This window comes from Pseudomonadota bacterium, assembly GCA_026388215.1.
In the GTDB taxonomy this organism is placed as follows: domain Bacteria; phylum Desulfobacterota; class Syntrophorhabdia; order Syntrophorhabdales; family Syntrophorhabdaceae; genus JAPLKF01.
The window spans coordinates 1-5,662 of the sequence record JAPLKF010000083.1 but is presented as its reverse complement, the minus strand read 5'-3'; the positions used below and the strand labels follow the sequence as shown (position 1 = coordinate 5,662).

At 39.1% G+C, this 5,662-nt stretch carries 5 protein-coding genes; all 5 read right to left on the bottom strand.

Going from position 1 to position 5,662, the window contains the following annotated elements; genetic code table 11:
* Positions 1 to 347: 347 nt before the first annotated feature.
* Positions 348 to 1,649, bottom strand: coding sequence for a TldD/PmbA family protein (locus tag NTU69_05210; GenBank protein MCX5802919.1), 1,302 nt, complete (start codon positions 1,647 to 1,649; stop codon positions 348 to 350).
* A gap of 58 nt (positions 1,650 to 1,707) precedes the next feature.
* On the bottom strand, positions 1,708 to 2,169 hold the full coding sequence (locus tag NTU69_05205; protein MCX5802918.1) for an N-acetyltransferase: 462 nt from the start codon (positions 2,167 to 2,169) through the stop codon (positions 1,708 to 1,710).
* Positions 2,162 to 3,766, bottom strand: a complete 1,605-nt coding sequence (locus NTU69_05200; protein ID MCX5802917.1) for a DNA repair protein RecN — start codon at positions 3,764 to 3,766, stop codon at positions 2,162 to 2,164. Before NTU69_05200 ends, NTU69_05205 begins: the two co-directional genes overlap by 8 nt.
* A 2-nt stretch (positions 3,767 to 3,768) precedes the next feature.
* Positions 3,769 to 4,473 carry an NAD(+)/NADH kinase gene (locus tag NTU69_05195; protein MCX5802916.1) on the bottom strand — a complete coding sequence of 235 codons (705 nt, stop codon included), beginning with the start codon at positions 4,471 to 4,473 and terminating at the stop codon, positions 3,769 to 3,771.
* Between the two features lie 143 nt (positions 4,474 to 4,616).
* Positions 4,617 to 5,662: hypothetical protein (locus tag NTU69_05190; GenBank protein ID MCX5802915.1), on the bottom strand; the 1,046-nt coding region annotated here is incomplete at its 5' end.

The window sequence follows — 5,662 nt, the reverse complement described above, 5'->3', positions numbered from 1 at the left end:
AGCTGATCAGCAAAGCGGTACAACCTTTTTTCTTCTAAAATATCTGCTAAACGGAATAGTTTTCGTGCCACTTCAACGGCTCGTTGCCAAATTTTCAAATTCTCAAAGCGAAATTTTATCATTTTTGAAACTCTTACCTCTTAGCTCATTACTCTACGCTGAATTAAAAAAGGCTACCGCCAGGGTACGGTTTGTACCATAGCAATATTACAAAGATTTTGAATATGTTCATACACTGAACACATAAATTTTACAGGAAAAAACTAATATGTCAAGCTTTTATTTGTGCCCATAAAAAATATTAAAGAAAAGGCTGGAAAAAAGGGGGTTATGAATCGCTCAGTTTATCATTTTCCGCTGATTTTTATACCTTCTATAAAAAGAGAAGGAGAACCAAAGGTTCCATAGAACATCAAATCTGTTCCAACCTCTTTGACATTGTTCAGTAGTTCAAATATATTCCCTGAAAAGATCACCCCTTTAAAGGGCGTCTTTATACCGTTTTTATAAAGGTGGCCGACTGCACCGAGTGAAAAGTCTCCAGTAATAGGATTCGCAGTATGCGTCCCCATAAGTTCCTCGATAACAATGCCATCTGTCATGGCTCCCTTTATGTCTCTTTTGCCTCTCTCAATAAAAAAACCTCTTGGAGCACATGCAGGTGGCTCCTTAACCCCTCTTCTCACCCCATTACCTGTTGATATCTTCCGAAACTTCCTTCCATAGTAAGTATCATAAAGAAACCCTTCAAAATACCCATCCCTTACAAGGATATTCTCCTCTGATAGCACACCTTCCCCATCAAAGGGAAAACTGCCCATCCCTTCTTTGCCTGAATCAATAATATTTATAACATCCGAAAAATACCTTGTTCCTGTTTTATCTTTTAGCATTGTCTTATTTTTGTAAAGGCTTTCAGAAAGAAAAGAACTTGAAAGTATACCCAGCATTTCACATGAAGCCTGGGGGGTCAAAATCCCTTCATATATTCCAGTGCTTATCTGCTTGCTAAAAAGAAAAGAAATTGCTTTTTGCGCGATCTCCGTGCCTAATTCTTTTCCATCAATTTTATTTAATGAGTGGGCCCATGACCAATCATACCATGGAACTTCGTCTTCATCCTTTGCAACACACAGGGCAAAAAGGGTATACAGGGTTTTCTTACCCTCTGCTTTCAGTCCCCTTGAATTTATAATCCTGGTCTGGATCTCGGTCTCCTGCAATCCACAATTCCTTGTTGTTACGATCCTCCTGTCATAATCCAACATGGTCTTTTCCATTTCCAAAAGCAAAGAAATTTTCTGTGTATCATCAACCCTTAACCCTTCATAATCATACAATTCAAGGAATGGGTAATTATCATATCGCCCTGGAAAACCTATATCTTTATCATCTTCGGCAAAAGGCATAAGCATTTTTGTATTCTCAAGTAATGTAGCAATCCCTTTATCCCCCTTATCATACGTGTATGAAAAGACCATCCTGTTATTCTTAATACCCCTTAAGGCAATGCCTTCTTCTTCTTTGAGTTCAACCCCATACAGTTCTTTATCCCTACTCTCATATCTTTTAGTCTTTTCCTTCAAGAAGAAGAGTTCATAACTGTCAAAGCTGCCCCTGATTCTAATTTCTATTTGCTCACTTTCCATGTTGTCCCTCTAATAATAGGGTATAGGGTACAGGGTATAAGGCATAGGGTATAGGGGGTTAGGGGATAGGGTATAGATTTAGTATCATTGCTACCTCATCACATTCGGGAAATTTAGGACATTTTATGCAATCAGACCATATTTTTTGTGGAAGCTCTTTTTTGTCAACCGGTGTGAAACCACATTTTTTAAAAAACTCCTCCTGATAGGTGAGGAGAAATATTCTTCCTATATTAAACCTTTTTGCTTCTTCAAGGCAGGCATTAACAAGCATTTTCCCAATGCCTTTTTTCCTTGACGATTCAACCACACAGAGCGACCTGACCTCTGCAAGATCCTCCCAGCATATATGTAATGCACACGTTCCCAGAATATTTCCATTTTCTTCATAAACAAAGTAATCCCGCATATTATCGTATAGTTCACCGAGTGATCTCGGCAGCATCTCCCCACGGGATGCAGAAAAATTAATGATACCGTGTATTTTCTTCATATCCTCGATACCTGCTTTTCTAAGCATTACGCAACATCTCCTCAGCCCTTTGTAATGTTTTCTCTGTAATTGTTGTGCCACCTATCATTCTTGCTATTTCAGTTATCCTTTCATCATCCGAAAGCCTCTTTATCCCCGCTTTTGTGGTCCTATGTGTATAATATTTTTCTACCAGAAAGTGATGATCGCCGTAGGTTGCTATCTGGGGAAGATGTGTTATACATATGACCTGATGTTTCCTTGCAAGGTTTTTCAATCTTTTGCCTACCAGATCTGCAACCCTCCCGCCAATACCAGCATCAACCTCATCGAATATGAGGGTCTTTTCCTCTTCGCCACCAATTACCCTCTTAATTGCAAGCATAATCCTCGACAACTCCCCTCCGGACGCTACCTTTCTTAGAGGTTTCAATGGCTCCCCTGGGTTTGTACTTATCATTAGCTCTATATCGTCCCTGCCATTTTTATCAATACTACCTTTGTCCGTTATTGCAACCTTAAACATCGATCCCTTCATGGAAAGAAAGCTGAGTTCATCAATAATTGCCTTTTCAATCGCTCTCGTGCCCCTTTTTCTCTCCGCCGAAAGTTTATCTGCAATTTTCAAAACCTCATCCTCAAGCATGCCCCTTACCTTTTCAAGAGATCCTATATCCTCTGAAAGCGTTGCAAGGTACGCAAGCCTCTTTTTAGCTGATTCTTCAAATTGTTTTATATCACTGTATGTTTTTCCATATTTGCTCTTGAGCTCATAAATCCTTGATAACCTCTCTTCAAGACCCTTAAGCTCATCGGTGTCATAAGACAGCCTTTTTTCTATATCCTTTATTTCCATCAGTAGATCCTCAACATCAAACGATATTGATTCAATTCTTTTTTTCAAACTTTCCATTTTTTCGATATTGCTGAAGGGCTTGAGTAAATTAATAAACCTTTTAAAATTGATCTGTACTGAATTTTCGCCTTCATACATATTTTCCGTAATAACCTCAAAACTGCTTTTTATCTTTTCCGCATCCCTTAATATTTTCAGTCTTTCCTTTATAATTTCTTCTTCCCCTTCCTTTAAATTCTCCCTTTCAATCTCCTCTGTCTGAAACTCAAGAAGGGTGATTTCCCTTTCTCTCCCCTCGACCTCTTTCTTCTTCGTTTCCAGCTCCATCCTCATTTTCTGTAACATTTCTACCTTCTCAGTAAGCGATTCCCTTTCCTTATTAAGGGCAAGGAGGCTATCTATCATCCCAATATAACTATCCTTGTCAAGAAGATACTGAAACTCATTTTGACCGTAAATATTTATCAGCATATTCCCTGTTTCTTCTAACCTGTTCAATGTCGCAGGTTCATCATTTAAAAAGGCCCTTGATCTGCCAGATATATTAATGATTCTCTTTAAAATGTATTCTTTATTACCATAGAAAAAATGTCCTGTAACCTCAGCTTGCTGTGCACTGCTTCTTATCATGTCGGCAGATGTCTTCGCATTCATCAGCGTTGAGAGGGCATTTATTATTATTGATTTTCCTGCCCCTGTCTCTCCTGTGATCACATTGAAACCTTCTCCAAATTCAACCTGTAATTCATCTATTATGGCAAAACCTTTCACCTTAAGAAAGGCAAGCATAGTTACCTTTCACCCCATTTCAATTTTGTTCTTAATATCTCAAAGTATCCTCTTGATGAAGACTTAATAAGACTTACCGTGTGAGGAGATTCCCTCACCTCAATCTCATCTCCATATTCTAATGGGAATCCAATCTGCCCATCAAGGGTCAGAACAACCCTCTCTTCTCTTGATTGCAGTACCACCCTGATAGCCACATCTCCAGGAAGCACGATAGGTCTATTTGTAAGCATGTGGGGACAAATAGGTGTAATAATAATATTCCTCAAAGAGGGGTAAAGGATTGGCCCCCCTGCTGAAAGGGAATAACCGGTAGAACCTGTGGGAGTGGAAAATATGAGTCCATCGGCTTTATAGGTTGTTAAATACTCTCCGTTCACATATGTCTCTATATCGATAATCCTCGCGAGGGCATCTTTCGTGATGACTGCATCATTTAAAACCGTAAATTCGAATATCTCATCATTCTCCCTCTCTACCTTTACATTTAGCATTATCCTCCTGGAGATACCGTACTTACCTCTCAACACCTGTTCAACCATTGTGGGCAGCTCTTCCACAGAAATCTCCGTTAAGAAACCAAGTCCTCCTAAATTTACTCCAAGGATGGGCACATCCTTCCCTCTCAGTTGCCTCGAGATACTGAGCAATGTTCCATCCCCACCGAGGACCACAATAAAATTAGCCCCCTCGCCAACATGTTCCATTTCAAAATATTTCTCATAACCCAATAACCTTGCCGATTCTTCATCCACAAAGATATTGTTATGCTTACCAAATGCTTCTATAAGCTCCCCTGCAATTCTTGTTGCATCTTCTTTCCTTCTTTTACAAACCACATGGATTTTATTCATTGTACATATCTCTCTTTTAAATAATATGAGAGTTCATTTAATAGCTCAAAGGATTTTTCAACTGTAACCGTCTTATCCGGATTCAGTAAATTACATGTTGCAGGGGCAAGCAGACTATTTTGAATAATCGTTCCCATATCCAGCCCTCTTCTTTCCAATACACCCCACATTCCCTCAAGTCTTCTTGCCAGATTACTTATATCTTCTTTTGAAAAGTCTTCGTAACAGGTTGGCACTATACCCCAGCTGATAATGTTTCCTCTCTCCACAAGATCCTTTACTTTATCATATGTAACAAAAACATCTCCAAAGGCGTATGCATTGAAGGATATCATCTCTATATTGTTCAGGGAAAGTAAAAAATCCCAGTCAGGCTTGCCACAGAGGTGCAGCCCCCTTGCCCCATTGATACCATTAAAAAAGTCCATCAACTCTTTCTTTGCTTTGATATTGTCATAGCCACACATGGCACTAAAAATAAATTCAAGGCCAGGATCATCAACCCATACAAAGGCCTTATCATTCTTTTCTTTCAACTCCATATACTGGGCATTCACCCTTTTCTGAATAAAAGAAAAGGCGAGCGCCCGTATTTCATCATTATAAACTATCGGTTTGTCATTCTCATCTACTATTTTTAATGTGAGGCTCACAGGGCTGATAACCTGGCCCCTTATGGCACGATAGGAGGATAGCTCCATTGTTAAAAAGGATCTATACACAAGAGAATACCTCTCAGATATCTTAAAGGTTTCAATATTGTCTTCCTTTTCAAGATATTGGGGTATCTCTTCGATAAATTTATTTGTATCAACAAAAATTTTCATATGTTTCTCATCTATTATAACACCGGGAAAATTTTCCATAGCCTGTACGTACATATCTTCATAGAAGGAAAGTCTTGGAAGCTGGGGCCAGAAAGGTATGTCCATCGTAAGGGCAAGTTTCAATGCCTCATCCACACCTTCATGAGGCATAATTCCCATTGCAGTTGTAGATAGTTCGCCTGTGAACCCCAACCTTTCATTCATATAAAATCCTT